Origin of the sequence: Hyphobacterium marinum, from assembly GCF_036330325.1 — a bacterium.
Lineage (GTDB): Bacteria > Pseudomonadota > Alphaproteobacteria > Caulobacterales > Maricaulaceae > Hyphobacterium > Hyphobacterium marinum.
Window position 1 is genome coordinate 501834 of record NZ_JAZDRO010000002.1, and the last position, 19939, is coordinate 521772.

Here is a 19939-nt window from a genome sequence, read left to right on the forward strand (position 1 = left end):
TTCGCACCTGCAAAAACGAAGATTGACGCCGCGCCTGCCCCGGCCTAGCGCTTGTCCCATGTCAAAGCCTGTCTACAAGCGCCACGATCCGGGCGCGCCCGACAATGAACCGGTCGCGCCCCTCGCCCACCTCAAGGGTGAAAAGCCCGATGCACCGGCCTGGTTTGCCCGTGCGCTGGACGCCGAAACGGACTCCGGCCGGACCGAGGTCGAAGGGGCCGGGATTTCCTGGAAGGCCTGGGGACCGAAAGATGCGCCCGGCCTCGTCCTCGTTCATGGCGGTGTCGCCCACAAGCAGTGGTGGGACGCGCTTGCGCCTCACCTCGCCCGCCATCGCCGCGTCGTCGCGCTCGACCTGTCCGGCATGGGCGATTCAGACTGGCGGGACGAATACCGCATGGATCTCTATGCCGCTGAGGTGCGCGCGGCGGGCAAGGCGGGCGGTGTCTTCGCCAATGGCAAGCCCTTTGTCGTGGGCCATTCCTTTGGCGGGTTTGTCGCCCTGACGTGTTCGGTGGAATTCGGAGCCGATATCGCCGGCGCGGTTATTCTCGACTCGCCGATCCGGGAACCCAGCCAACAGCGCTCTTCGGCACCGCCCCAGCGCGGCGGCAAGATTTACGACTCGCTGGAATACGCGGTCGGGCGCTTCCGCCTGTTGCCGCACCAGCAATGCGAAAATCTCTACCTACTCGACCATATCGCCCGCGCCTCGCTGAAACAGCAGGATGGCGGCTGGACGTGGAAGTTCGACCCCAATCTGTGGGCCAAGCTCGCCTATGCCCGCCGCGATCCGAAGGAGATGCTGGCGCGCATGGCCTGCCCCGTCGCCTTCTTCCGCGGCGCGGATACCAGCCTCGTCACCGACGATATCTGGGATTTCATGCAGGCGGCCTTCCCGGCCGCGCCCTTCGCCTCCGTTCCGGAAGCGAAGCACCACCTCATCCTTGACCAGCCGCTCGCTGTCGTCGCCGCGCTCGATGCGCTGTTCGCCAGCGGGTGGGGCAAGTAAGCGGGAAACCGTCGGCGTGCGTCATGCCCCGCTTTATGTGGGGCTTCTTGCCTTCCGAGAGCTCGATCCGCACCCCACCCTTGCCCTCCCCTCAAAGGGGAGGGATATCAGCGCATTCTCCCTCCCCCTTGGAGGAGGGCCGGGGTGGGGGCTTCGCCGCCCGGAAGTCCCCGGACAAGCCGGGGAATGACGCGATCAAGTGCATGAGGGCTTGAGCGGTCTCCTCATCCTGGGGTGCCGCCGGAAGGCGGCCTCGAATGATTGATGTCGAACCGGAAGGAGAGGGCTTTCCCGGCGAAACGGCAGGCGCGCCTGTCACCGTTCCGGCATGACATCTGTCACCTGGGGGCAGAAAGATCGGGTGCGACCGCGCGGCACGCTTGGCCTTCGGCGCAGTGCATGATACTTGCGCTTCGCCTTGACGATATTGCACGGGGGTTTGACATGGCCAGCGACTACACACGCGGTGAGATGGAAATCACGGATCAGAGCCAGACCTTTTCCGGCTTTATCCGCACCACGATCTGGTTTTCAGCCCATACCGGGCTGGGCGTTCTTCTGCTGACCCTGATCTTCGCGGTCGGGATGAGCTGGATGACCGCGCTGATCATCACCTTCGTCATGGGTGTCGTCATCGGCCTGGCGCTGAAGATGAAGGCGGCCTGGTACGCCTTCCTCGTGGGCGCAACGGTCCTGATCGGGATTATCGGTCTCGTCGCGGGCCTCTTCGCCTCATTGATGGGCTGACTTTGCCGGGGGTGGGTTTCACCCCCTTTTCCCTCGCGGCGAATTCGCGCATGGTGCGTTCAGGACGGACGGCCATGGACGACTAAGCGCCTCATGAAAATCGCCATTCTGAAAGAGCGCCGGAACGGGGAAACCCGGGTGGCCGCCACGCCGGACACGGTCAAGAAACTGGTCGCGGGCGGGCACGACATCCGTATCGAAAAAGGCGCGGGCGACGCTGCCAGCCTTCCCGACAACGCCTATGAGGCCGCCGGCGCGAAGACCGGCACGCTTGCTGCGACCCTGAAGGGTGCGGATGCCATCTTCTGTGTGCGTGCGCCCGACGACGCCACGCTCGCCAAACTGCCGAAGGGCATTCTGCTCGTCGGCCAGATCGAGCCGCACGGCAACAAGGCGCTCGCCAAGGTGTTGGCCGATGCGGGCATCGATTCGCTCGCCATGGAGTTCACGCCGCGCATTACCCGTGCGCAGGCGATGGATGCACTGTCCAGCCAGTCCAACCTGGCTGGCTATCGCGCGGTGATCGAGGCCTCCGGTCTTTATGGCCGCGCTTTCCCGATGATGATGACGGCGGCGGGCACGATTGCCCCGGCCAAGGCTTTCGTCATGGGCGCGGGCGTGGCCGGGCTTCAGGCCATCGCTACCGCGCGGCGTCTCGGTGCCATGGTTTCGGCGACCGATGTGCGCCCGGCGGCGAAGGAACAGGTTGCCTCGCTCGGCGCGAAATTCATCGCCGTCGAGGACGAGGAATTCAAGGCGGCCGAAACCGCAGGCGGCTATGCCAAGGAAATGTCGGCGGAGTATCGCGCGAAACAGGCCGAGCTGGTCGCCGCGCACATAGCCAAGCAGGACGTGGTCGTGACCACGGCGCTCATCCCCGGCCGCCCGGCCCCGAAACTGATCACCAAAAAGATGGTCGAGGCCATGAAGCCCGGCTCGGTGATCGTTGACCTTGCCGCTGCCATGGGCGGAAATTGCGAACTGACGAAAGCCGACGAAGTCGTCGAGCATCAGGGCGTGAAGATCGCCGGCTATGCCAACCTGCCCGGTCGTCTCGCCGCCGACGCTTCGGCGCTCTACGCAAAGAATCTCGTCAACCTCCTGCCGCTCCTCGTCGCCGAGGACGGGGCGAAAGCGCCCCAGTGGGAGGATGAAATCATTGCCGCCATGGCGATCACCCGCGATGGCAAGATCGTTCACGACACCCTCAAATAGGAGACCTGACCCATGAAACGCCTTGCCACTCTCGCCCTGCTTGCCCTGTCCAGCGTCGCGCTCTCGGGCTGCCTGTCGCTGTTCTAGACAGACGGCCCACGCCGGACCTGCCACCCCTGACGGAGGCTTCATATGGAAGCGCTTGATCCCATTGTGTTGCGTCTCGCCATTTTCGTGATGGCGATCTTCGTCGGGTACTACGTGGTCTGGTCGGTGACCCCGGCCCTGCACACGCCGCTGATGGCGGTTACCAACGCCATCTCGTCGGTCATTATCGTCGGGGCGCTGCTCGCCGCAGCGGCTCCGGCCCTGATGGAGACGGACGGGGCGTTCGGCTTTGCGCAGGGTGCGGGTCTCGTCGCCATCGTGCTGGCCAGCGTCAATATTTTCGGCGGCTTTCTCGTCACCCAGCGCATGCTGGCGATGTACAAGAAGAAAGAACGTCCCGCGGCCCCGGCCGCCAAGGGCGGGGAATAGGTCATGGACGCCAATCTCGCCGCCCTGCTCTACCTCGTCTCCGGCGTTCTCTTCATCCTGGCGTTAAGGGGGCTTTCCAATCCGGAAACCGCCCGCCAGGGCAATTATTTCGGCATGGCCGGCATGGCCATCGCGGTCGGCACGACGCTGCTCGCGGTCGATCTCGGCTTCATGGCGCTGGTGTGGATCGTCCTCGCCGTCGCGCTCGGCGGCGGAATTGGCGCTGTCATTGCGCGGCGTATCCCGATGACGGCAATGCCCCAGCTCGTGGCCGCCTTCCACAGTCTGGTCGGCATGGCGGCGGTCATGGTCGCGGCCGCCGCGCTTTACCGGCCGGATGCCTTTCACATCGCCGACGCGCTGGGGAACCTGAAATCCATCAGCCTGGTCGAGCTCTCGCTCGGCGCGGCGATCGGCGCGATCACCTTCTCGGGCTCGGTCATCGCCTTCGCCAAGCTGCAGGGCCTCGTCTCGGGCGCGCCTATCGTCTTTAAAGGGCAACACTGGATTAATCTCGCTATCGGCGGGGTGATCGCCGTGATGATCGTCTTCCTCGTGGCGTCCGGCGGCGATGCGAAGTCGGCCTTCTGGGTGCTGGCCATCCTTGCCTTCGTGCTTGGCGTGACGCTGATCATCCCCATCGGCGGTGCGGACATGCCCGTCGTGGTGTCGATGCTCAACTCCTATTCGGGCTGGGCCGCCGCCGCGCTCGGCTTCACGCTGGAGAACACGGCGCTGCTGATCACCGGCGCGCTGGTCGGCTCTTCGGGCGCAATCCTCTCCTACATCATGTGCAAGGGCATGAACCGGTCCTTCATTTCGGTCATCCTCGGCGGTTTTGGCGGGGAAAGCGCCGGACCGGCAGGCGATGGGCCGCAAGGCACTGTCAAGCAGGGCTCGGCGGATGACGCGGCCTTCATCCTCAAAAACGCGCGCAAGGTCATCATCGTGCCGGGCTATGGCATGGCCGTGGCGCAAGCCCAGCATGCCCTGAAGGAAATGGCCGACGTGATGAAAGCCGAGGGCGTCGAAGTCGCCTATGCGATCCACCCCGTCGCGGGCCGCATGCCCGGCCACATGAACGTGCTCCTGGCCGAAGCCAACGTCCCCTATGACGAGGTGTTCGAGCTGGAAGACATCAACTCGGAATTCTCCAACGCCGACGTCGCCTTCGTGATTGGTGCGAACGACGTGACCAACCCGGCCGCCGAGGACGACCCCGGCTCGCCGATCTACGGCATGCCGGTGTTGCAGGTGTGGAAGGCGGGCACCGTCTTCTTCATCAAGCGCTCGCTCGGGTCAGGATATGCCGGCGTCGAAAACCCGCTCTTCTTCCGCGACAACACGATGATGCTGCTCGGTGATGCCAAGAAGATGACCGAGCAGATCGTCAAGGCGATGGACTAGAGGCCTTGGCCGGCTCCTCGGATGATCTGCCGGAATCTGACCGCAAGGTCCTCGAACAACTGACGTCGCTTGGGGACACGCTCGAGGACCCTCGCCACACGCTCCTCTATTTCTACCAGACCGACGGCGATACGCGGACGCCGCAGGACGCGTTCGGGTCACTCGTTCAAGCGATTGACATGGACAATCTGGAGACCACGATCCGGGACCGCGACGGCGATCATCCGGCAGTCCTGATCATTGAAGGGACCATGCGTGTCGATCCCGCCGCCGTCCAGGCGCTGAACGATTGGGCACGCCAGTGGGCTGAAACCTGCGGCGTTGAATACGATGGCTGGGAGTGTGCCGTGATCACGGATACTCCGCCGGACTTACCCGGCTTCGACACGCCGTAAAGCCTCCTCAGCCCAACCCTCTTTGGAGGGCGAGCGTGTCATGATCCATTCATCCCGGTTCGGCCATCCTGCCTGATGGGAGGACTGCGCCATGATCGTTCACGCCATCTTGCTGGCCGCCGCACTGGATAATCCGGTCAGCGACGCCTGTACCTGGAACGGCATCCCGCTTTATGGCGAAGTGCAGGTGGTCGAGAGTTTCGCCGATATCGAGGTCCAGATTGTCGATAGCTTCCCCGACCTGCGGGTCAAGGTCGTCGAGAGCTTCCCCGACAGTTGCGGCGAATGGGAGTTCGTGGAGAGTTTCCCGGACTTCACCGTGCGGTTCGTTTCCAGCTTCCCCGATATCCGGATCGAATACGTGTCGAGCTTTCCCGGCGTGGAATGAGCCATATTGGCAGCGAAATGATCGTCGCGCATAAGGTCGGGACATGTCTTTCTGGTCGAACACCATCCTGCCCAACCTGATTGGCGGTGCCTGCAGCACCTCACCGATCATGAAACAGCGGGCCAAGATCGTCCCCGACGCGGACGGCGTTGTCGTGGAAATCGGCATGGGCGCGGCCCCCAACCTGCCGCTCTATGACCCCTCGCGTGTACAGACAGTCATTGGTGTTGAACCCTCTCCCGGTCTGCGCAAGAAGGCCATACGTGCGATCGCGGGCCAGTCACTGGATATTGAACTGATCGACGCACGCGCGGAGAATCTGCCACTCGAAACCGGCAAGGCGGATACAATCGTCTTGACCTATACGCTGTGTTCCTTACCCGATGTGGACGGTGCCTTTGCGGAGATGCGCCGCATCCTCAAGCCCGGCGGCCGGTTGCTCTTCTGCGAGCATGGCGCGGCCCCCGATGCCGGTGTCCTGAAATGGCAAAGACGGCTCGAACCAGTCTGGAAGCGCTGTGCCGGCGGATGCCACCTAGCCCGTCAGATTGATCGGCTGATAACGGAGGGCGGATTCCGGATCAATCACCTGGACGCTGCCTATATGCCCAAAACTCCCAAAATCGTCGGCTTTGACTATATTGGTTCGGCCCGGCCGAACTGATCCGTTCAGGGCCCCGGATCCTCGCCCCGGCGCAGCCAGCCGATAATCGACAGGCGTCGCGCGCCGATATCGCCCCGTACCTTCGTGACAGCATGGGGCTGAGGCACCTTGAACAGAGAGAGCGTATTGAGTTGCGGGACGAGCCGTGTCTCCAGCCCGCCTGCGGCATCATAGAATTCCAGATTGCCGCCCCAGTTTTCCTGCCAGCCTTCGGTAAGGCTCAGTACATAGGCCGCGACCCGGTTCTTGCCTGCGACTGCATCATCATGCGTCGTCAGGAAATGTCCGGCCCGGTAGCGCGTCAGCTGGCCATCGCAGAAGGCAATATCCGGCGCGCCCAGAATCTCGCGCATCGGGTCCAGGAAATCATCGCTGTTGAGCCATTCGAACAGGTCGGCGAGCGCCGGCGCTTCCTCGCGCAGAACGCCGGCATGCCATTTGTCGTAAATGGCGAAGGTCTCGTAGAGATACTGAAAACCCGCAGCGGCTTCGGCCGCGACCCGGCGGTCAAACTCGGCGCGCTGCGCCGACGGCAGCGTCTCCATCGCGGCGGCATCGAGATTGATGTGCTGGCCGCCCAGGCGGGTGACCAGTGTCCAGCGCGGGATGTCACCGATCGCGGCACGCAACTGTTCCAGTGAGGCAGGGTCCAGCAAATCGGGTAAGGCACCGCGCCGGTCCCGGCCCAGCCTTGCCTGTGCGGCCGCTATGTCGAATTCGCGATTGAGTCTCATGGCGCGTCTATCCAGCCTGCGCGGGTCTCCGCGTCAACCGGCGCAATCCGCGCACCGCGGCGCTGCAGGATCGGTCGCCAGTCGCTTTTCGGAAATCGCCTCACCGCATTCCACGCACCAGCCATACTCGCCGGCCTCAAGCCGCGCGAGCGCTGCGTCGATGCGGCGGATCTCCTGCGCGCGGCGCGCATCGGCGGCCTTGGCCATGGCCTGGACCTGCATGGAATCAAGCCGCGACAACCGCCCCACAGACTGCTGGTCCAGCTCGACCGGCTTGCGGTCCTCTCGGCCGCCATCGGACAGGCTCTCCAACTCGTCCCGAAGGGCGACCAGGCGCGCACGGATCATATCGGGGTCAGCATCCATGCCGGTCATTCTGGCACGAAGCCCGGCACGCCTCACTTGGAAATTGCGTTTGGCGTGGTGTCCGTCCGGTCAGGGGGAATGACGCGGTGCAGCGTCCCGCTGGCCGCGCGCGGGGCAAGCGGTTAGACAGTCCGGCAATGATTGGGGACTTCTCGGCATGACAGATACGATCCTGACGCTCGAGGGCGTCACGAAACGCTATGGCAGCTTTACCGCCGTCAACGGCCTCGACCTTTCGGTCGAGCGCGGGACGATCACGGGATTTCTGGGACCGAACGGGGCGGGTAAGACCACCTCTTTGCGCATGTCCCTGGGAATATTGCGGCCCGATGCAGGCAAGGTGCGCATGTTCGGCAAGGCTCCGAATGCCCGCACGCTCGACCGGGTTGGCTTCCTCCCAGAAGAGCGCGGCATCTACAAGAAGATGAAGGCCGAGGACGCCATCGTCTTCTTCGCCCGCCTGAAGGGCATGGCCCCCGGCGAAGCGCGCAAGCGCGCCCGCGCCCGGCTGGAGCAATTCGGTCTCGGCTCGGCCGGTGGCAAGAAGATCAAGGAATTGTCCAAGGGCATGGCCCAGAAGGTCCAGATCATCGCCGCCCTGGTCCACGACCCCGAATTCATCATCCTCGATGAGCCCTTTTCCGGCCTCGACCCGGTCAACCAGAAAGTCCTGGAAGGCATGGTCCGCGCCGAGGCGCAGACCGGCAAGACCGTCCTCTTTTCGACCCACGTCATGGAACACGCCGAACGGCTGTGTGACCGCATCGTGCTGGTCGCCCAAGGCCGGAAAGTCTTTGACGGCACGGTCAACGAGGCGCTGGGTGAAGTCCCGCGCAGCGTGACGCTGGAAACTGCTGGCGGTGACGACCTCACCTCGCTCCTGTCAGCCCACGGTGAGGTCACCGACCAGGGCGTGAATGCCGAAGGCGCGCGCAGCTGGCAGATCATCCTCAAACCCGGCTCGGATGCGCAGACGCTGCTGAAGGCGTGTGTCGATGCCAATGTCCGGCTCGTGCGGTTTGAACCGATGCGGGCGCATCTGCACGACGCCTTCGTCCACCTTGTTGAATCCTCACCGAAGGAGGCCGTGTGATGCGCTCCATCTATCTCATCGCCCGGCGCGAATACCTCTCCTACGTCGCGACCTGGGGCTTCTGGCTCTCTCTTTTGTCGGTCCCGATGTTCATGCTGATCGGCGGCGGGCTTCCGGCCCTGATCGAGGGCTCACAGCCGACCCGCTACTACACCGTCATCGACGAGACGGGCGGCGAGTTTGCCGCCGCCATTGATCGCGAATTTGCGAACGCTCAGCGCGAAGACGCCATGGAGGCACTCGCCATTGCCGCTGAACAGCTCGGGCGTGCCGACCGTATTCCCGAAGCCGAGGCTGCGCTGAACGCCCGCCCCGGCCTTGAAGGCCTGCCGGAAGCCCGCGCCATTCTCGGCATGCCGGAGTCTGTGCCGACGCCGGACTTCGCCGGGCGGTTTATCGAGGTCGAGCCGCCGGCCCGGTCACCGGACGATTTGCGGCCCTTCCTTCTGGGGGAGCAGACCATCTCCACCCCCGAAGGCGAACAGCCGCTGTTTGCGGCGATCATCTTCCGCCCGGGCGGGGAGTATGGCGTCGAGATCGACTACTGGAGTGCGCACCTGACCGACGGGGCGCTGTTGCGCCGGGTCGAGAACGCGCTGCGGGACCATTTGCGGACCGAACGGCTCACGGCGGAAGGCATCTCGCAGGCCCTGCTGGCCGAAGTCGAGGCCATCGATCCGGAAGCCCGCGAGCTGAACCCCGAACGCACCGGCGGCGACGCCGAAGTCAGAGACGCGGAACGCGTACCCTTCTTTGTCGGCATCGCCATGGCGTTCGCGCTGTGGGTTGTCGTCTTCTCGGTCGTCAACATGCTGCTGACCGCCATGATCGAGGAAAAGGGCAACAAGATCCTTGAAGTCCTCCTAGCCTCGGCGCGTTTCCATGAAATCCTGATCGGCAAGCTCGCCGGTGTCGCCGCCGTGTCCGGCACGCTCCTCCTGTTCTGGACCGCGCTCAGTCTTGGTGGACTGGTCGGTGTCCAGACCTTCGCCACGCAAGCCGATCTGCCGATAGCCGAGATTATCGCGGCCATCCTCGATCCTGGCCTGCTCCTGCCGGCGCTGGGTTACTTCATTATGGGCTATCTGATGTTCGGGACGGTGTTCCTCGCCATCGGATCGCTCTGCGACACGCTGCAGGAAGCCCAGAGCCTGATGAGCCCGATCTTCCTCGTGATGATGATCCCGCTCTTCATTATCGTGTCGTCGATCGAGGCCCCGGATTCCGGCTTCGTGCAGATCGCCTCCTGGGTGCCGTTCTGGACGCCCTTCCTGATGATGGCGCGCCTGCCCACCGAACCGCCGATGATCGAGCTGATCGGCACGACCGCACTCATGGTCGGCACCGGGATTACGGTGATCGGGCTGGCGGGCTTCGTCTTCCGTCAGGGCGCGCTCGGTCGGGCGAACGCCGACTCGGCGAAGAAATTCCTGAAGCTCGGGAAGAAGAAGGCGGAAGCGTGAGGAAGGGCTAGCGCACTCTGGAACCCTCCTTCGAGGCCCGCTTCGCGAGCACCTCAGGATGAGGGTAATGGATGGCTACAAAGTCCTCATGCTGAGGTGCTTTCCGCAAGGAAAGCCTCGAAGCACGCACGACATCATCTAAAACAAAAACCCCCGCCAGGCATACCGGCGGGGGTTTTTAAAACTCAAATCTGTCCAGCGAACGGACGACTAGCGCGCAGACCGTGACTTCGACGGAATGAGACCTTCGCGCTGGGCACGCTTGCGGGCCAGCTTGCGGGCGCGGCGGATCGCTTCGGCCTTTTGGCGCGCGCGCTTCTCCGACGGCTTCTCATAATGATTGCGACGCTTCATTTCGCGGAAAGTGCCTTCCCGCTGCATCTTCTTTTTCAGCGCGCGGAGCGCTTGCTCCACATTGTTATCGCGCACGACGATCTCGACGATGGTCCGCTCTCCCTTGGTCGTTTCAATCCAGTGGGGTTGCGTCCGGAATCGAAAACGCCACCGCCAGTTCGCTAAGAGGCGCGGGCTTTACCAGAGCAATGCGCGCCTGTCCACACCCTGAAAGCGGCGGATTGCCGCGTCAGGCATGACATTCCGGGCCGATTGGCCGTATAGGGAAGTCATGACCCAGACCCAAGGTTCCGAATCCGTCCGCGACCGCCTGCTGGGCGCCATCCTGTCCGAAGCCGCTTTCGATGGCTGGAACGGGGCGAGTCTCGCTGCTGCGGCACGCGAATGTGGCCTGTCGGACGGTGACGTCCGGCTCGCCCTGCCGCGCGGCGTGCTCGATCTCGTTGCCCGCTGGTCACAGCGCTGCGACCGTGAGGCCGAAGCCGAGATCGGCGCGGCCGACCTCAAATCGATGAAGATCCGTGAGCGGGTCACCTTCGCCGTCCTGGCGCGGCTGGAGACGATCGGTTCGGATGACGAAGCCGCGCGCAAGGCCCGCGCACGTCTGCTCCTGCCCGATGCGGGGACGCTGGGCGCGGAACTGATCTGGGCGACCAGCGACATGATCTGGCGCGCGCTGGGTGATTCGTCGACGGACGTGAATTTCTACACCAAGCGAATGACGCTCTCTGCCGTTTACGGCTCCAGCCTTGCGGCCTGGCTCGGCGACCAGAGCGCGGACAAGGCGGAGGCAAAAGCCTTCCTCGACCGGCGCATCGAAAACGTCATGCAGTTCGAGAAATTCAAGGCGCAAACGCGCAAGCTGACGGCCAACCTGCCTGATCCCGCAGAAATCTTCGGCAAGCTACGCTACGGGTTTGACCGGCGGACCTAGCCGCGTGACGTGGCCCATCTTGCGGCCATCGCGGGTTTCGCGCTTGCCGTAGAGATGCAGGCGCGCATCGCTCTCTCCGGCCAGTGTTTCCCACGCATCGACATCATGACCAATCAGGTTTGTCATTACCGCCTGGCTGTGCGCGGACGGACGCCCGAGCGGCCAGCCGGCCACGGCGCGCATATGCTGTTCGAACTGGCCGCAGGCACAGGCATCCATCGTCCAGTGACCGGTATTGTGCACGCGCGGGGCGATCTCGTTGACGAGCAGCTTGCCGCCGCCGAGGTCAAAGAGTTCGACGGCGAAAACGCCGACATGATCCATGCCTTCACCCAGCGCTCGGGCGATGCGCTCGGCCTCGGCCTGTGTTGCGGCATCGACGACCGCCGGGGCGATGGTCTCGCGCAGAATGCCGCCTGCATGACGGTTCTCACCCAGCGGATAGACCGCCATCGTCCCGTCGAGCCCGCGTCCGGCGACGACGGACAGCTCGCGGGTGAAGTTCACCATGGCTTCAAGGATGGAGGGCTGGCCGCCGACAGCGTCCCAGGCGGCGTCGAGGTCGGCCTCGGACCGGATCACGGCCTGGCCCTTGCCGTCATAGCCGAAGCGGCGGGTCTTCAGGATGGCCGGCGCGCAGATGGTTTGCAGCGCCGCTTTGAGTTCATCGAGACTCGCCACGGCTGCGAAGTCCGCGGTCCCCGCCCCGGCCTCACGGATGAAGGTCTTTTCGGTGACCCGGTCCTGCGTCAGCGCCAGCGAGCGCGTACCGGGACGCAGGGGCGCGGCAGAGGCTGCCGTCTCGACCGCCGCGAGCGGCACATTCTCGAACTCATAGGTCACCGCATCGCACTTCGCGGCAAAAGAACCGACCGCGCCGGCATCATCCCAGGGCGCGCAATAGGCGCGCGCGGCGATGCGTCCGGCGGGGCTGTCGGGTGCCGGGTCATAGACATGGATGTCGAAGCCAAGCTCGGCCCCCGCCGTCGCCAGCATCCGGCCCAGCTGTCCGCCGCCGAGAATGCCGATGACCGAGCCCGGAGCGAGCGGTGCGGTCTTGGTCATGGGATCAATCCGAAACCGAGTGGGGAACGGCTGTCGTCTGCGCCGCGCGCCAGTCTGCGAGGCGCTTGGCCACCGCGTCGTCGCCAAGCGCGATGATCGAGGCCGCCAACAGGCCGGCATTCTTCGCCCCCGCCTCGCCAATGGCGAGCGTGCCGACCGGAACACCGCCCGGCATCTGGGCAATGGAGAGGAGGCTGTCGAGCCCGGACAACGCTTTCGATTCCACCGGAACACCCAGCACGGGCAAGGTCGTCATCGATGCGATCATGCCGGGCAGGTGTGCCGCCCCGCCCGCGCCCGCGATGATGACCTTGAAGCCCTTGTCCGCCGCGCCTTGCGCGAATTCGGCCATGCGTTCGGGCGTGCGGTGCGCAGAGACGACGCGCGCGTCATAGTCCAGCCCCAGCTCGTCGAGCATGTCGGCGGCGCGCTTCATCGTCGGCCAGTCTGACCGCGAACCCATGACGATGGCGATGACGGGTCGGCTCAAGGCCCTGCCTCCCTTGTCTGGCACGGGTAAAAAGGAAGCGCGGGACCATAGGCGAGCGCGCGCCCGCGTCAAGCGATTAACCTTGACTCTTTCTTAACTGCGGGGGGCGACAGTTGCGGCCCAGAACGTCCTTAAAAAAGGAAGGTTGCCGGCCATGCGCATCCGCCCGCTCGACAATACCCGCGCCACCAGCGCCTCGGGAGACGCCAAGCGGACGTCCGCATCCACCGGCACCGGACAGGCTGCTGCGGCCAGCGCGCCGCGTGATGCCGCCTCGATCATGGGCGTGCCGGAAAACGAGCTGACACCGAATGTCCAGCGCGCGCTTCTGACCCTGATGGGCGAGGTCGACCAGCTGCGCCAGGAAACCGAGCGTCTGAGGTCCAAGGTTCTGGAGCTGGAATCGCTTGCTGACCGCGATGTGCTGCTACCCATTCTCAACCGCCGCGCCTTCGTGCGCGAGGTCTCCAAGGCGGTGGCCCTGGCCGAACGCCATAATGCGCCGTCTGCCCTCGTCTATTTCGATCTGAATGGCTTTAAAGGGATCAACGACACACACGGCCATGCTGCGGGGGATGCGGCCCTGCGCCATGTCGGGGCCATCCTGACCGCCCATTTGCGCGAGACCGACGCGATCGGCCGCCTGGGCGGTGATGAGTTCGGCGTGGTGTTGACTCTGAGTTCGCGCGCTTCAGCCGAACAGAAGGCCGAGGAATTGTCCGAGCTGATTGGCGGGACGCCGTTCGAGTTCGAGGGCAAGTCGCTGTCCATCCGGGCCGCGTGGGGCGTTCAGGAACTCGCTGCCGGGATGACGCCCGATGTCGCCATGGCCGAGGCCGATGCGGCGATGTATGCGCGCAAGGAAGACGCCCGTCAGGCCGGCTAACCGCGTTTCGCTCAGGCGATAATGTCGGGCGTGAACAGGTCTTCCAGGGCCGCGATACGGTCCTTCAGATACAGTTTTTCTTTCTTCAGGCGCGCGACTTTCAGCTGATCGGCAACGCCGGTTTCGCTCAGCGCCTCGATCTCGCTGTCGAGGGCGCGGTGACGCACGCGCAGGTCGGCGATATTCGCCTTCAGGGCATCGTCATCAAGTGCCGTGTCGTCCATCAGTCCGGTTTCGTGTCTGGGGCCGCGGCGGCTGCCTCGCCTGTAGAACCGGTCCGGCCGGTTCGCCGTTGCATCGTGGCTATCAGTCTACACCGTTTCGCGCGGCGCGAAAACGGCTGTGATCAAGCCGTCAAATCCGTCCGCATATCCGCAGTGCTCCGCGTAAGCCTGCAGGGCGCTGTGCGCCTGAAGCTCGGGCGGCGCGGATGTGGCGGGGCAATGCGGCCAAAATTCGACGAGGCGGTCTTGCAGGACTCGCTCGGCGGCCAGCTCGCAAGACAACAGGCCCTGGTAAAGGTCCGCCGCGTCGTCCGCTTTCCTGGCTTCCCGCCGCGCCGATCGCACCGGTCCCGTGACGCGGCGCGTCCAGTCCTGCGCGATGTCGATGGCCGGACTGAGCGCAGGGCCGGGTTCGCGGCCCTTCTCGGCGAGCCAGAGACACCAGAGCATCAGATTGACGTCGAGCCCGTGCCGGTCCTGAAGCACCAGCAGCGCGTCCTTCACGCCGGGACTGGCATAGCAGTCCAGCGACCAGTCCCAGAAAGGATTATCCGTCATCGCCGCGCCGAAGGGCGGCGGCCACTTTCGAGATCCTCACCCCAACGGCGGGTGGGTTTCCAGTCGAGGCCGAACAGGTCAAGCGCCCGGCCAACCGTCTGGTCGACCATGTCCGCGAGACTCTCCGGCTTCGCGTAGAAGGCCGGGAGCGGCGGCATGATCACCGCGCCCATTTCGGCAAGCTGTGTCATCGTCCTGAGGTGGCCAAGATGGAACGGCGTCTCGCGTACCATCAGGACCAGGCGGCGGCGTTCCTTCAGGGTGACGTCCGCGGCGCGGCTGATCAGGCCTGACGTCACGCCGGTGGCGATTTCCGACATGGTGCGAACCGAACAGGGCGCGATCAGCATGCCCAGCGACCGGAAAGACCCTGAAGCGGGCGGCGCGCCGACATCGCTCGGTTTGTAGGCATGGTCGGCCAGGTCCTTCAGCCCGGCAGGCGTGAGATCGGTTTCATAGCCGAGCGTCATTTCCGCGGCTTTCGAGGCAATCAGGTGGGAGTCGACGCCCAGCTCGCGCAACGCCTGGAGCGCGCGAATGCCATAGACCGAGCCCGACGCGCCGCTGACACCGACAATGAGGCGGGGTTTGTCGCCCATTTCTTCACCCTGTTGGCAAACGTGATGTGACAGAGGCCACCGAAGAGTGCTTCAATTAGTCCCTGAGTGTAGCGAACAACAAGGAGCGACGCACATGCCTGTTGAAGCCCATATCCGTGAACTCGACTCCCGCCACCATCATCTCGACGAGCTGATCGAGCGGGAAATGAAACGTCCGGGTTCGGATTCGCTTCACCTCCAGACGCTCAAGAAGGAAAAGCTCAAGCTCAAGGAACAGATCGAGGGGTTGCGACGACAACACTGACGATCGCGTAACATCCCTGACGCAGACGTGAACCTGCAAGTAACCCGGGGCGGCCCTATATAGGGCTGCCCCGTTTGCGTATTGCGGGCAGGAGCGCTAGGAGTTTGCGCATGCGAAACGCCTCATTCATCACCGCTCTGTCGCTGTTCGTGGCCGTGACTGCCTGCGGCCAGAAAGCCCCGTCCGAAACCGATATGGCGGCCAGTCCCTGCCATGCAGGCGAGGCCGCGCTGGCCGCTGACGATCCCGAAAACGCGGTTGCAGGCCTGGAAGCCTGTCTGGAGTCGCGCGAACTCGACCCGGAGCGCGAGGCGATTGTCCATTCCCAACTGGGCGGAGCCTATCTCTATCTGGACCGCTATGAAGAGGCGCTGCGGGAATTCGATCTCGCCTACGCTATCGCGGAGACCCAGGGCACGACGCTGAACAGCCCCTATGTGCGCCGCAATCGCGGTATCGCGCGTTATCGGACCGAACGCCTGGACGGTGCCTTGTCGGACCTGGAGCAGGCAGCTCGCGAGCTGCCCGACGATATGCTGACCCATCTCAATCTGGGCAGTGTCTACCAGACGATGGAACGGCCTGCCGAGGCGGTCGCTGCCTTTGATACCGTGACCCGTCTGGAACCGTCCTGGCCGAGCGGCTGGATTGCCCGCTCCGGGGCCCTGCTGGAACTGGGTATGTATGAGGCGGCCATCGACGATGCGCGCCGCGCGGTGGAGCTGGACCCGGAGAGCGGATTCGCTCTGAACGCGCTGTGCTGGTCGCTGATCGAGAATGACCAGGCCGCCGCGGCGCTGCCGCTGTGCGAACAGGCGGTTGCGGCCGAACCCGAGATCGGAGCCATCGTCCACTCCCTCGCCTCTGCGCTGGAAGATGTGGGCCGGACCGAGGAAGCCTATCCGCTCTTCGCACAGGCGTTTGAGCTGACGCCGGACAGCGAGGAGATCGAGGCCGATTACCGTCGGACCCATCCCGAGCGCTAGCCGCTTTCCCAAAGACATTTGAAAGGGCCACACCAGTGCCAAACCAGGACCGAGTGGCGATTGTAACCGGCGGTGCCAACGGCATCGGAAAAGCCTGCGCGCGGCGACTGTCGGCTGACGGGTTGAAAGTCGTCATTGCCGACCGCGACGAAGCGGCCGGACACGCCCTCGCCGAGGAGCTGGGCGCAGATCGCGAGCGGGCGCTGTTCGTTGATTGCAACGTTGCCGACCGGCTGTCGGTCGCCAACCTGATGGCCGAGACGCGTTCGGCTTTCGGGCGGCTCGACGTGCTGGTCAACAATGCCGGCATAGTCGCGAAAGGCACGATCCTCGATCTCTCCGAGGAGGATTTCGACAAGGTGATGTCCGTCAATCTGCGCGGCAGCTTCCTGGTGGCCCGCGCCGCGGCCCGGCAGATGTGCGAGCAGGTCGATGCCGACAGCGAACGCACCGAAGACGCGCGCCGACGCTATGCCATCATCAACATGTCGTCGATCAACGCGGTCGTCGCGATCCCTGACCAGCTGGCCTATTGCGCGACCAAGGGCGCGCTCAACCAGATGACAAAATCGATGGCGCTTGCGCTTGCGCCGCGCGGTATCCGCGTGAATGCCGTCGGTCCGGGCAGCGTGAATACCGACGTGCTCAAATCCGTTCTGGACAATCGCGCCGCGATGGACCGGGTGATGTCGCGCACGCCGCTGGGGCGGATCGCCGATCCGGACGAGATCGCCGCCGTCGTCGCCTTCCTTGCGTCAGGCGACTCCAGCTACATCACGGGCGAATGCATTTATGCCGACGGGGGCCGGCTGGCTTTGAACTACGTCGTCGACCCGGACTGATTGCCGCCAAACAGCGTTTCCAGATCGATGTCGTCGAGCCGCTTGGCGGTTTCCGCCTCGGTATCGGGCGTTGCGGTTTCCTCGGTCGGGACCAGTGCGTCCTCGCCCGCGTCCGCGCGCTCCTTTTCCATCTTGGCCCGGCGGGCCGACGATTTCGCCACCGCGGCGTCCAGATCGATCTGTGAGCACAGGCCCAGCGACACCGGGTCGGTCGGCTTGATGTTCGGCGCATTCCAGTGGGTTCGGTCACGCACCGCTTCGATCGTTGTCTTGGTCGTGCCGATCAGCTTGGAGATCTGGCCGTCGGTGAGTTCGGGATGGTTGCGCACGAGCCACGCGATGGCGTCCGGGCGGGTCTGGCGGCGCGACAGCGGCGTATAGCGCGGACCGCGCTTGCGGTTGGGCTGGTGCAGATCGGCATATTTCGGCTTGATCGCCGTCATCCGGTATTTCGGGTCGGCTTCCGCCTTCTCGATTTCCGAGCGGGTCAGCTGGCCATTGCCGATCGGGTCGGCCCCGCGTACGCCCTGGGCGACATCGCCGTCGGCAATGCCTTTCACTTCCAGCGGATGCAGACCGCAGAATTCGGCGACCTGTTCGAAGGTCAGCGACGTATTGTCCACGAGCCAGACGGCGGTGGCTTTGGGCATCAGGACTTCGGTCATGGGTGCGGCTCCAGTGGTTGGAAATCGGCAAGGGTCTGAACGCAAAAAAGCCCGGCGCGGGCGCCAGGCTTGTTGGCTTCCGCCGCGATGGCGGTCCGTTCTTGATGCAGTCCGTCCGTCGCGATGTCGTGCTCCTATAGCGCGCTGGAACCGGCGTGAAAAGACACCGTATCAGACGGTGAGCAGAATCTTGCCCATATGGTCACCGTCCTCGATCCGCGAGTGGGCATCGGCGGCCCTCTCGAGCGGGAAGACCGAATCGATGACGGGTTCGAGCTTGCCTGCGGCGATCCAGGGCCAGACGGTCTGCCTGATGGCAGCGGCCAGACGGGCCTTTTCGGCCACGGGCCGGGCGCGCAGAGTCGAGCCCGTCAGGGTCAGGCGTTTGAGCATGACCGGCATCAGGTCGATCTCGACCTTCGAGCCCTTGAGGAAGGCAATGTTGACCAGCCGCCCGCCGGGATTGAGGACAGCAATATTGCGCGCGGTATAGTCACCGCCCACCATGTCGAGAACAACGCCTGCGCCGCCAGCGGCTTTCACGGCCTCAACAAAGTCCGTCTCGCGGTAATTGATCGCCAGCTCGGCACCCAGGCGTTCGCACAATACGCATTTCTCGTTCGACCCTGCCGTTGCGATAACGCGCGCGCCGTATGCGCGCGCCATCTGGATCGCCATGGTCCCAATGCCGCTGGTCCCGCCATGGACCAGCAAGGTCTCACCCGGCCGGAGTGCCCCGGACTCGAACACATTCGCCCATACAGTGAAAACGGTTTCGGGAAGTCCCGCGCAATCGCGCAGGCTGAGCGTGCCGGGCCGGGCCAGGACCGATCCGGCATTAACCGTGACGGCCTCGGCATAGCCGCCCCCGGCAACCAGCGCACAGACCTCGTCGCCGGTCTTCCAGCCCGTGACGCCCTCACCCAGCGCATCAATGGTTCCGGAGACTTCCAGCCCCAGAATATCGCTCGCGTCCTTGGGTGGCGGATAGAAACCAAGCCGCTGGAACACGTCCGGGCGATTGACCCCTGCAGCGGTAACGGCAATGCGTACCTCGCCCGGTGCTGGTTCGGGGAGTGGCCGTTTCTCGAGCGTCAGCGCGTCCGGTCCGCCGGGACTGGGGGCGGTAATTGCACGCATGGTCTGGCTCATCAGGCATTCCTCTCGGAGACGTCGGGACTCCCGCCGCGACTTGGACTAGACTGGTCACCCAGTGGCAGAAATGGAGGCGTGCGGACCATGTTCAACGATGACGATCTCCCCCGCAAGCCGGGCAAGGACACGATCACGCCGGGCGAGGATCTGTCCGCGCTGTCGCTGGACGACCTCGCCGAACGCCGCGCGCTGATCGAGGCGGAGATCGCCCGGATCGACGCGATGGTGGAACACAAGAGGAAGGGCCATGCGGCGGCCGAATCGGTCTTCCGCACCGGTTAGGGATAATAGGAATTGTCTGGCGCGGGCCTTGCAAAAATGTGCCAGTCCGCGTCCGATACACGAAGCGATGAATGACATGACCGAGCGTTCCGAGCCCACTCCGATTTCCGGCCATGATCCGGCCCGCCGCGCTGCGGACTTCGCAGCGTCCGAACTCTTCGCGCGCCTGTTCCGCGAAGGCATGGACCTGGTCGAGCAGACGGCCGCCTATCTCGACGGGCCGGGACGGGACGATTCGCGAGCCCTCGGACGCGCTGGCGCGCTGGCCTATGCCGCTGAAAGCATGCGCCTGACGACCCGCCTGATGCAGGCCGCATCCTGGCTTCTGGCCCAGCGCCAGGTCGCGGAGGGCGAGATGAGCCCGCAGGAAGCCACCAGCGGTCAATACCGCCTGCCCCCCGAGCCCGCCGACGAGAATTACTGGAATGAGGGCGGCGAGGAGCAACCTGCGACCCTGGCCGATCTCGCCGAACGTTCGCGCGCGCTCTATGCGCGCCTCAAGCGGATCGATGACGGTATGTTCGTACCGGGCGAAACCGGCGAGACTTCCAACGGCGTTGAAGCCCAGATGGACCGCCTGAAGTCTGCCTTCGGCTCCTGATACAGCTTAAGCTTCCCCCAAACGAAAACGGCGCGCCGGATGTCTCCGCCGCGCCGTAAATGTCTCTGCCCG

General features: G+C 64.4%; 27 protein-coding genes. 17 read left to right on the forward strand and 10 right to left on the reverse strand.

What is annotated here, in order from left to right; translation table 11 throughout:
- The first annotated feature begins 58 nt into the window (after nucleotides 1-58).
- The 8 genes from V0U35_RS07515 to V0U35_RS07550 all read left to right on the forward strand — a co-directional run bounded on the left by V0U35_RS07515 (nucleotide 59) and on the right by V0U35_RS07550 (nucleotide 6305).
- On the forward strand, nucleotides 59-1012 hold the full coding sequence (locus V0U35_RS07515; protein ID WP_330196067.1) for an alpha/beta fold hydrolase: 954 nt from the start codon (nucleotides 59-61) through the stop codon (nucleotides 1010-1012).
- 399 nt (nucleotides 1013-1411) lie between these two features.
- On the forward strand, nucleotides 1412-1759 hold the full coding sequence (locus V0U35_RS07520; protein ID WP_330196068.1) for an aa3-type cytochrome c oxidase subunit IV: 348 nt from the start codon (nucleotides 1412-1414) through the stop codon (nucleotides 1757-1759).
- 93 nt (nucleotides 1760-1852) lie between these two features.
- Nucleotides 1853-2974, forward strand: coding sequence for a Re/Si-specific NAD(P)(+) transhydrogenase subunit alpha (locus V0U35_RS07525; RefSeq protein WP_330196069.1), 1122 nt, complete (start codon nucleotides 1853-1855; stop codon nucleotides 2972-2974).
- A 132-nt stretch (nucleotides 2975-3106) separates the two neighbouring features.
- Nucleotides 3107-3451, forward strand: coding sequence for an NAD(P) transhydrogenase subunit alpha part 2 (locus V0U35_RS07530; protein ID WP_373696379.1), 345 nt, complete (start codon nucleotides 3107-3109; stop codon nucleotides 3449-3451).
- Nucleotides 3452-3454: 3 nt separating this feature from the next.
- On the forward strand, nucleotides 3455-4858 hold the full coding sequence (locus V0U35_RS07535; protein ID WP_330196070.1) for an NAD(P)(+) transhydrogenase (Re/Si-specific) subunit beta: 1404 nt from the start codon (nucleotides 3455-3457) through the stop codon (nucleotides 4856-4858).
- Between the two features lie 5 nt (nucleotides 4859-4863).
- Nucleotides 4864-5253, forward strand: a complete 390-nt coding sequence (locus tag V0U35_RS07540) for a ribonuclease E inhibitor RraB (protein ID WP_330196071.1) — start codon at nucleotides 4864-4866, stop codon at nucleotides 5251-5253.
- Between the two features lie 91 nt (nucleotides 5254-5344).
- Nucleotides 5345-5641: a 7(1) septoil knot domain-containing protein gene (locus V0U35_RS07545; protein ID WP_330196072.1), complete on the forward strand. Its 297-nt coding sequence runs from the start codon at nucleotides 5345-5347 to the stop codon at nucleotides 5639-5641.
- Between the two features lie 43 nt (nucleotides 5642-5684).
- Nucleotides 5685-6305, forward strand: coding sequence for a class I SAM-dependent methyltransferase (locus tag V0U35_RS07550; RefSeq protein ID WP_330196073.1), 621 nt, complete (start codon nucleotides 5685-5687; stop codon nucleotides 6303-6305).
- A 5-nt stretch (nucleotides 6306-6310) separates the two neighbouring features.
- On the opposite strand, the gene V0U35_RS07555 is transcribed toward V0U35_RS07550, so the two are convergent.
- The gene (locus V0U35_RS07555; protein WP_330196074.1) at nucleotides 6311-7039 is read right to left on the reverse strand and encodes a 2OG-Fe(II) oxygenase; all 729 of its coding nucleotides are present in this window, start codon (nucleotides 7037-7039) and stop codon (nucleotides 6311-6313) included.
- A 33-nt stretch (nucleotides 7040-7072) separates the two neighbouring features.
- A complete protein-coding gene (locus V0U35_RS07560; protein ID WP_330196075.1) occupies nucleotides 7073-7405 on the reverse strand; it encodes a TraR/DksA family transcriptional regulator in 333 nt (110 codons plus the stop codon).
- Between the two features lie 157 nt (nucleotides 7406-7562).
- On the opposite strand from V0U35_RS07560, the gene V0U35_RS07565 reads away from it, so the two are divergent.
- Together V0U35_RS07565 and V0U35_RS07570 are read left to right on the forward strand one after the other, a co-directional pair.
- A complete protein-coding gene (locus tag V0U35_RS07565; RefSeq protein WP_330196076.1) occupies nucleotides 7563-8498 on the forward strand; it encodes an ABC transporter ATP-binding protein in 936 nt (311 codons plus the stop codon).
- Nucleotides 8498-9961, forward strand: coding sequence for an ABC transporter permease (locus tag V0U35_RS07570; protein WP_330196077.1), 1464 nt, complete (start codon nucleotides 8498-8500; stop codon nucleotides 9959-9961). The genes V0U35_RS07565 and V0U35_RS07570 overlap by 1 nt, the downstream gene beginning before the upstream one ends.
- Nucleotides 9962-10171: 210 nt before the next feature.
- On the opposite strand, the gene rpsU is transcribed toward V0U35_RS07570, so the two are convergent.
- Nucleotides 10172-10432, reverse strand: coding sequence for a 30S ribosomal protein S21 (gene rpsU, locus V0U35_RS07575; RefSeq protein WP_373696389.1), 261 nt, complete (start codon nucleotides 10430-10432; stop codon nucleotides 10172-10174).
- 154 nt (nucleotides 10433-10586) lie between these two features.
- Here rpsU and V0U35_RS07580 point away from each other — a divergent pair, with 154 nt between their 5' ends.
- Nucleotides 10587-11249 (forward strand): COQ9 family protein, encoded by a 663-nt coding sequence (locus V0U35_RS07580; protein ID WP_330196078.1) that lies wholly within the window; start codon nucleotides 10587-10589, stop codon nucleotides 11247-11249.
- Here V0U35_RS07580 and V0U35_RS07585 read toward each other — a convergent pair.
- Nucleotides 11220-12314, reverse strand: coding sequence for a 5-(carboxyamino)imidazole ribonucleotide synthase (locus tag V0U35_RS07585; protein ID WP_330196079.1), 1095 nt, complete (start codon nucleotides 12312-12314; stop codon nucleotides 11220-11222). The genes V0U35_RS07580 and V0U35_RS07585 overlap by 30 nt on opposite strands.
- A gap of 4 nt (nucleotides 12315-12318) precedes the next feature.
- Complete coding sequence (gene purE, locus V0U35_RS07590) at nucleotides 12319-12777, reverse strand: 5-(carboxyamino)imidazole ribonucleotide mutase (protein ID WP_330196112.1); 459 nt, start codon at nucleotides 12775-12777, stop codon at nucleotides 12319-12321.
- 181 nt (nucleotides 12778-12958) lie between these two features.
- Between purE and V0U35_RS07595 the strand changes: the two genes are divergently transcribed.
- Nucleotides 12959-13690 (forward strand): GGDEF domain-containing protein, encoded by a 732-nt coding sequence (locus V0U35_RS07595; protein WP_330196080.1) that lies wholly within the window; start codon nucleotides 12959-12961, stop codon nucleotides 13688-13690.
- An 11-nt stretch (nucleotides 13691-13701) separates the two neighbouring features.
- Here V0U35_RS07595 and V0U35_RS07600 read toward each other — a convergent pair whose 3' ends face one another.
- The 3 genes from V0U35_RS07600 to V0U35_RS07610 form a co-directional block, all read right to left on the reverse strand.
- Nucleotides 13702-13914: a YdcH family protein gene (locus V0U35_RS07600; protein ID WP_330196081.1), complete on the reverse strand. Its 213-nt coding sequence runs from the start codon at nucleotides 13912-13914 to the stop codon at nucleotides 13702-13704.
- An 87-nt stretch (nucleotides 13915-14001) separates the two neighbouring features.
- A complete protein-coding gene (locus V0U35_RS07605) occupies nucleotides 14002-14472 on the reverse strand; it encodes a TIGR02444 family protein (protein ID WP_330196082.1) in 471 nt (156 codons plus the stop codon).
- Nucleotides 14469-15071, reverse strand: coding sequence for a UbiX family flavin prenyltransferase (locus V0U35_RS07610; RefSeq protein ID WP_330196084.1), 603 nt, complete (start codon nucleotides 15069-15071; stop codon nucleotides 14469-14471). The genes V0U35_RS07605 and V0U35_RS07610 overlap by 4 nt, the downstream gene beginning before the upstream one ends.
- A gap of 94 nt (nucleotides 15072-15165) precedes the next feature.
- On the opposite strand from V0U35_RS07610, the gene V0U35_RS07615 reads away from it, so the two are divergent.
- The 3 genes from V0U35_RS07615 to V0U35_RS07625 all read left to right on the forward strand — a co-directional run bounded on the left by V0U35_RS07615 (nucleotide 15166) and on the right by V0U35_RS07625 (nucleotide 17164).
- A complete protein-coding gene (locus V0U35_RS07615) occupies nucleotides 15166-15336 on the forward strand; it encodes a DUF465 domain-containing protein (protein WP_330196085.1) in 171 nt (56 codons plus the stop codon).
- A gap of 110 nt (nucleotides 15337-15446) precedes the next feature.
- On the forward strand, nucleotides 15447-16322 hold the full coding sequence (locus V0U35_RS07620) for a tetratricopeptide repeat protein (protein ID WP_330196086.1): 876 nt from the start codon (nucleotides 15447-15449) through the stop codon (nucleotides 16320-16322).
- 53 nt (nucleotides 16323-16375) lie between these two features.
- Nucleotides 16376-17164, forward strand: a complete 789-nt coding sequence (locus V0U35_RS07625) for an SDR family NAD(P)-dependent oxidoreductase (protein WP_330196087.1) — start codon at nucleotides 16376-16378, stop codon at nucleotides 17162-17164.
- On the opposite strand, the gene V0U35_RS07630 is transcribed toward V0U35_RS07625, so the two are convergent.
- Both V0U35_RS07630 and V0U35_RS07635 read right to left on the reverse strand, forming a co-directional pair.
- A complete protein-coding gene (locus V0U35_RS07630; protein WP_330196088.1) occupies nucleotides 17143-17829 on the reverse strand; it encodes a DUF1013 domain-containing protein in 687 nt (228 codons plus the stop codon). The genes V0U35_RS07625 and V0U35_RS07630 overlap by 22 nt on opposite strands.
- A gap of 171 nt (nucleotides 17830-18000) precedes the next feature.
- The gene (locus V0U35_RS07635; RefSeq protein ID WP_330196089.1) at nucleotides 18001-18981 is read right to left on the reverse strand and encodes an NAD(P)H-quinone oxidoreductase; all 981 of its coding nucleotides are present in this window, start codon (nucleotides 18979-18981) and stop codon (nucleotides 18001-18003) included.
- An 87-nt stretch (nucleotides 18982-19068) separates the two neighbouring features.
- Here V0U35_RS07635 and V0U35_RS07640 point away from each other — a divergent pair, with 87 nt between their 5' ends.
- Complete coding sequence (locus V0U35_RS07640; RefSeq protein ID WP_330196090.1) at nucleotides 19069-19266, forward strand: DUF1192 domain-containing protein; 198 nt, start codon at nucleotides 19069-19071, stop codon at nucleotides 19264-19266.
- Nucleotides 19267-19342: 76 nt separating this feature from the next.
- On the forward strand, nucleotides 19343-19867 hold the full coding sequence (gene rcdA / locus V0U35_RS07645) for a protease adaptor protein RcdA (protein WP_330196091.1): 525 nt from the start codon (nucleotides 19343-19345) through the stop codon (nucleotides 19865-19867).
- The last annotated feature ends 72 nt before the right edge of the window (nucleotides 19868-19939 follow it).